Here is a 5976-nt window from a genome sequence, read left to right on the forward strand (position 1 = left end):
ACCGCCTCGCGCACGGAGCTTGAACGACAGGTCCAACTTATGCATGATGGCACAATTGAGAAGGACATGTTGGACGAACAGGCTCGCAAGGCATTGAATATGTCCCGCCCGGACGAAGTCACCATTATGCGTGGCTCTGGTGATTTGGCTGTTAACTGAGTTTCAGTTAATCGCCTTTTTGTGCTGTATTTTTAACAGCTTATTTGCATAGCACTTATTCAATTCTGCATATTGTAACTTCCGTCCCTGCTGCTATTCTCGTGCGACCAAGTCACAGGGAGTGAGATATGGCTACGAGGGCGAAAAAAAGCCCTGCGCGATCCGCGCAGACCTCTGCTGTTAAAGCACCGAAACCCATTCAGTTCACCAAGGAGCAGGAGCTCGAAGCCTACCGTCAAATGTTGCTGATCCGCCGTTTCGAAGAAAAGGCCGGTCAGCTTTATGGCATGGGCTTCATTGGCGGTTTCTGCCATCTTTACATCGGTCAGGAAGCTGTCGTTACCGGCATGCAGATGGCGCTGAAGCAAGGCGACCAGGTCATCACCGGTTATCGTGACCACGGCCACATGCTGGCTTGCGGCATGAGTGCCCGCGGCGTCATGGCTGAATTGACCGGACGGCGCGGCGGCCTTTCCAAGGGGAAGGGTGGCTCGATGCACATGTTCTCCAAGGAAAAGCATTTCTATGGCGGCCATGGTATCGTCGGTGCGCAGGTTTCGCTCGGAACGGGCCTGGCCTTTGCCAATCACTACCGGAACAACGGCAATGTCTCACTAGCCTATTTCGGCGACGGCGCTGCCAACCAGGGCCAGGTCTACGAAAGCTTCAACATGGCGTCGCTGTGGAAGCTACCCGTAATCTATATCATCGAGAATAACCGCTACGCCATGGGCACGGCGGTATCGCGCGCTTCCGCTGAAACGGATTTCTCCAAGCGCGGTGTCTCGTTCAACATCCCGGGCATACAAGTCGATGGCATGGACGTGCGTGCCGTCAATGCAGCCGGTGAGGAAGCGGCCGCCTGGGCGCGTTCGGGCAAGGGCCCGATTATCCTTGAGATGCAGACCTACCGGTATCGCGGCCACTCCATGTCGGATCCGGCTAAATACCGCTCGAAAGACGAAGTGCAGAAGATGCGTTCGGAGCACGACCCTATCGAGCAGGTAAAGAACCGGTTGATCGGGAATGGCTCGTCCAGCGAGGATGATCTGAAGAAGATCGACAAGGACGTTCGCGATATCGTGGCTGATGCGGCCGATTTCGCCCAGTCCGATCCAGAGCCGGATCCGTCCGAGCTTTACACCGATATTCTGCTCTAAGGGAGGCGCGACAAATGCCTGTAGATATTCTTATGCCCGCGCTCTCACCGACGATGGAAGAGGGCAAACTTTCCAAATGGCTGAAAAAGGAAGGTGACAAGGTCACTTCCGGGGATGTGCTGGCCGAAATCGAGACCGACAAGGCAACGATGGAAGTCGAAGCCGTCGACGAAGGCACGATCGGCAAGATCGTCGTTCCGGAAGGAACCGACAATGTGAAGGTGAACTCGGTCATTGCCGTGCTGTTGGGCGATGGCGAGAGCGCTGATTCCGCCAGCGCGCCGCAAGCTGCACCGGAAGCAGCAAAGGCAGCCGAGGCTCCAAGGGAAGAGCCTGCCGCTAAACAGGCGAATGCCTCGGTTCCAGCGGCACCAAAGACAGAAGTCGCAGCCGATCCGGATATTCCCGCTGGCACAGAAATGGTTTCGACCACGGTGCGTGAAGCATTGCGTGATGCGATGGCCGAGGAAATGCGCCGCGACCCGGATGTCTTTATCATGGGCGAGGAAGTTGCCGAATATCAGGGTGCCTACAAGATAACGCAAGGTCTGCTTGACGAATTCGGCCCGCGCCGGGTCGTCGATACGCCGATCACCGAACACGGCTTTGCCGGCGTCGGCGTTGGGGCGGCCATGACTGGCCTCAGGCCCATCGTCGAGTTCATGACCTTCAATTTCGCCATGCAGGCGATCGACCAGATCATCAACTCGGCTGCAAAGACGCTCTACATGTCCGGCGGCCAGATGGGTGCGCCCATGGTATTCCGCGGACCGAGCGGTGCTGCAGCCCGCGTCGCTGCCCAGCATTCGCAGTGTTATGCGGCGTGGTACAGCCACATTCCCGGCTTGAAAGTCGTGATGCCCTACACGGCGGCTGACGCCAAGGGCCTGCTCAAGGCGGCGATCCGCGATCCCAATCCGGTTATTTTCCTCGAAAACGAAATTCTCTACGGCCATTCGTTCGACGTGCCGAAGCTCGACGATTTCGTTCTGCCGATCGGCAAGGCCCGCATTCACAAGAGGGGTACGGACGTTACGCTCGTCTCGTTCGGCATCGGCATGAACTATACCGTCAAGGCCGCCGACGAACTCGCCAAACTCGGTATCGATGCCGAGATCATCGACCTTCGCACGATCCGCCCGATGGACATTCCCACCGTCATCGAATCTGTAAAGAAGACCGGCCGCTGCGTCACTATCGAGGAAGGCTACCCGCAATCCTCTGTCGGCACGGAAATTGCCACCCGCGTCATGCAGCAAGCCTTCGACTATCTTGATGCGCCGGTCCTTACCATTGCCGGCAAGGACGTACCCATGCCCTATGCGGCAAACCTTGAGAAGCTGGCGCTGCCAAGCATCAAGGAGATCATCGATGCCGTCAAAGCTGTGACCTACACGGCTTAAGGGGAGGAAACCGATATGCCGATCAATATCACCATGCCGGCGCTCTCTCCGACGATGGAAGAGGGCAACCTCGCCAAATGGCTCGTCAAGGAAGGCGACAAGGTTGGTCCCGGCGATGTCATCGCCGAGATCGAGACCGACAAGGCGACGATGGAAGTTGAGGCGGTTGACGAGGGCACAGTTGCCAAGATCGTCGTTCCCGCCGGCACCGAAGGTGTAAAGGTCAACGCGCTCATCGCAATTCTTGCGGGTGAGGGCGAGGACACTGCTACAGCCGCGAAAGCCGATGGTGCCGCAGCAAAAGCGGAAGCACCAAAGGAAGACAAGAAAGCAGAAGCGGCGCCTGCGGCGCCTAAGGCGGAAGCTGCTCCCGCACCAGCCACCGCCGCGGCTTCCGCACCGGCGGCATCTGTTGCGCCCGCCAAATCCGGCGACCGGCCCTTCTCGTCACCGCTCGCACGGCGCATCGCCAAGGAAGCGGGTATCGACCTTTCGGGCGTGAGCGGTTCCGGACCGCATGGCCGCGTCGTCAAGAAAGACGTTGAAGCCGCTATCGCCGGCGGTGGTGCAAAGCCTGCTGCTGCTGCCGCGGCCGCGGCAGCTCCCGCGCCAGCAGCGGCCAAGCCGATGTCTGACGATGCCGTGCTCAAGCTTTTCGAGCAAGGCTCCTACGATCTGGTGCCGCATGACGGCATGCGCAAGACGATCGCCAAGCGTCTTCTCGAGGCCAAGACGACTGTTCCGCATTTCTATCTGACGATCGATTGCGAACTCGATGCGCTGCTTGCGCTTCGGGCACAAATCAATACCGCGTCGCCGATGATCAAGACCGAGAAGGGCGACGTTCCGGCCTACAAGCTTTCGGTCAATGACATGATCATCAAGGCGATGGCGCTTGCCCTGCGCGATGTTCCTGAAGCGAACGTATCGTGGACTGACGCCAACATGGTCAAGCACAAGCATTCCGATGTCGGTGTTGCCGTTTCGATCCCGGGTGGATTGATTACGCCGATCATTCGCAAGGCCGAGCAGAAAACGCTTTCGACGATTTCCAATGAAATGAAGGATCTCGCCAAGCGTGCCCGCGACCGCAAACTGAAGCCCGAAGAGTATCAGGGTGGCACCACCGCCGTCTCGAATCTCGGCATGTTCGGTGTGAAGGATTTCGCCGCGATCATCAACCCTCCCCATGCGACCATCCTGGCAGTTGGCGCGGGCGAGGAGCGGGCGGTCGTACGTAAGGGCGAAATCAAGATCGCCACCATCATGTCGGTGACACTGTCCACCGACCACCGTGCGGTCGATGGCGCCCTCGGGGCGGAGCTTGCCCAGGCGTTCAAGCGGCACATCGAAAATCCGATGGGCATGTTGGTCTGAGCGACGCGATGAAAACCGTCCTCTGCTATGGCGATTCGTTGACTTGGGGCTACCGCCCCGACGGTTTGGGTCGCCATGCACGCAAGGACCGGTGGCCGGAGGTGTTGCAGGCCGAACTTGGCGATGCTGTTCATGTCATCACCGATGGCCTCAACGGGCGGACGACGGCATTCGACGATCACCTTTCGGGATTCGAACGCAATGCGGCCAAGACGCTGACGACGGCGCTCGGCACGCATTTTCCACTCGATCTCGTCATCATCATGCTCGGCACCAACGACATGAAGCACATACTTTGCGGCAACGCCTTCGGCGCCAAGCGGGGGATGCAGCGACTGATCGAGATCGTCCGGACGGCGCCCTATCAATTTGAGACAAAACCGCCCGCAGTCATGATCATGTCGCCACCACCGTTCGGCGCGACTGAGTGGGATGAGTTCAGACTGATCTTCGAAGGCGGTGTCGAACAATCGCGCCTGCTTGCAGATTTCTATCGCGATGCAGCGGAACTTTCGGACTGTGCATTCTTCGATGCGGGCTCGGTCGCCGCGACTTCTTCGATTGATGGCATTCATCTTGATGCAGAAAACACACGGGCGATAGGAAAAGCCATCGCCCCCACCGTTCGAGACATACTCGATCTCTAATCCAGGAGGACCAAGGTCTTGGCCAATAATTACGACGTGATCATCATTGGTTCTGGCCCCGGCGGCTATGTCACCGCGATCCGCTCCGCGCAGCTCGGGTTTAAGACCGCTATCGTCGAGCGTGAGCATCTTGGCGGCATCTGCCTGAATTGGGGATGCATACCGACAAAAGCGCTTCTGCGCTCAGCCGAGATCTTTCACTACGGCCAGCATCCTAAGGACTATGGCCTGACCATTGAAGGCAAGATCTCTGCGGATATTAAAGCTGTCGTGCAGCGGTCTCGCAGCGTCTCCGCTCGTCTGAACGGCGGCGTCGGCTTCCTGATGAAGAAGAACAAGGTCGATGTGATCTGGGGCGAAGCGAAGATTTCGAAACCGGGCGAGATCATTGTCTCGAAGACATCGAAGAAGCCTATGGAGCCGCAGAATCCGGTACCCAAGAACACGCTCGGCGAAGGTACTTATACGGCTAAGCATATTATTATCGCCACCGGCGCGCGGCCTCGCGCTTTGCCGGGTATCGAGCCGGACGGCAAGCTGATTTGGACCTATTTCGAGGCGATGGTCCCGCCGGAGATGCCGAAATCCTTGGTCGTCATGGGATCGGGCGCCATCGGCATCGAATTCGCCTCGTTTTACCGAACCATGGGTGCGGACGTGACTGTGGTCGAACTTCTGCCGACAGTCATGCCGGTCGAGGATGCCGAAATTTCCGCCTTTGCCCGCAAACAGTTCGAAAAGCAGGGCATGAAGATCATTACCGATGCCAAGGTTACCAAGGTCGAAAAAGCGGCGAATTCCATTACCGCTCATGTCGAAACCAAGGACGGCAAGGTCGAGAAGATCACGGCGGAACGGCTGATTTCTGCCGTTGGCGTCCAGGGCAACATTGAGAACCTGGGAATGGAGGCGCTTGGCGTCAAAACCGATCGTGGCTGCATCGTCGCGGATGGCTACGGCAAGACCAACGTTGCAGGCATATACGCGATCGGCGATGTGGCCGGCCCGCCCATGCTCGCGCACAAGGCGGAGCATGAAGGTGTGATCTGCGTCGAAAAGATTGCGAACTTCCCGGGTGTCCATGCGCTGGAAAAGGACAAGATCCCGGGCTGCACCTACTGCCAGCCGCAGGTTGCTTCCGTCGGACTGACGGAAGCAAAGGCCAAGGAAGGCGGGCGCGAAATCCGTGTCGGACGCTTCCAGTTCGCCGCGAACGGCAAGGCCATCGCG

At 58.3% G+C, this 5976-nt stretch carries 5 protein-coding genes and 1 pseudogene; all 6 read left to right on the forward strand.

Annotated features, from left to right (window positions below; genetic code table 11):
• Nucleotides 1–159 (forward strand): annotated as a pseudogene (locus AAAB35_RS20655) (septum formation initiator family protein); the annotation flags it as partial.
• A gap of 128 nt (nucleotides 160–287) precedes the next feature.
• Nucleotides 288–1319, forward strand: a complete 1032-nt coding sequence (gene pdhA / locus AAAB35_RS20660) for a pyruvate dehydrogenase (acetyl-transferring) E1 component subunit alpha (RefSeq protein WP_340670151.1) — start codon at nucleotides 288–290, stop codon at nucleotides 1317–1319.
• Between the two features lie 14 nt (nucleotides 1320–1333).
• The gene (locus AAAB35_RS20665) at nucleotides 1334–2722 is read left to right on the forward strand and encodes a pyruvate dehydrogenase complex E1 component subunit beta (RefSeq protein WP_340670152.1); all 1389 of its coding nucleotides are present in this window, start codon (nucleotides 1334–1336) and stop codon (nucleotides 2720–2722) included.
• Between the two features lie 15 nt (nucleotides 2723–2737).
• Nucleotides 2738–4099, forward strand: coding sequence for a pyruvate dehydrogenase complex dihydrolipoamide acetyltransferase (locus AAAB35_RS20670; protein ID WP_340670153.1), 1362 nt, complete (start codon nucleotides 2738–2740; stop codon nucleotides 4097–4099).
• A gap of 8 nt (nucleotides 4100–4107) precedes the next feature.
• Complete coding sequence (locus AAAB35_RS20675; protein WP_340670154.1) at nucleotides 4108–4746, forward strand: SGNH/GDSL hydrolase family protein; 639 nt, start codon at nucleotides 4108–4110, stop codon at nucleotides 4744–4746.
• An 18-nt stretch (nucleotides 4747–4764) separates the two neighbouring features.
• The coding region (gene lpdA / locus AAAB35_RS20680; protein ID WP_340670155.1) for a dihydrolipoyl dehydrogenase at nucleotides 4765–5976 on the forward strand (1212 nt) is incomplete at its 3' end.

Origin of the sequence: Phyllobacterium sp., from assembly GCF_037994425.1 — a bacterium.
GTDB lineage: Bacteria > Pseudomonadota > Alphaproteobacteria > Rhizobiales > Rhizobiaceae > Phyllobacterium.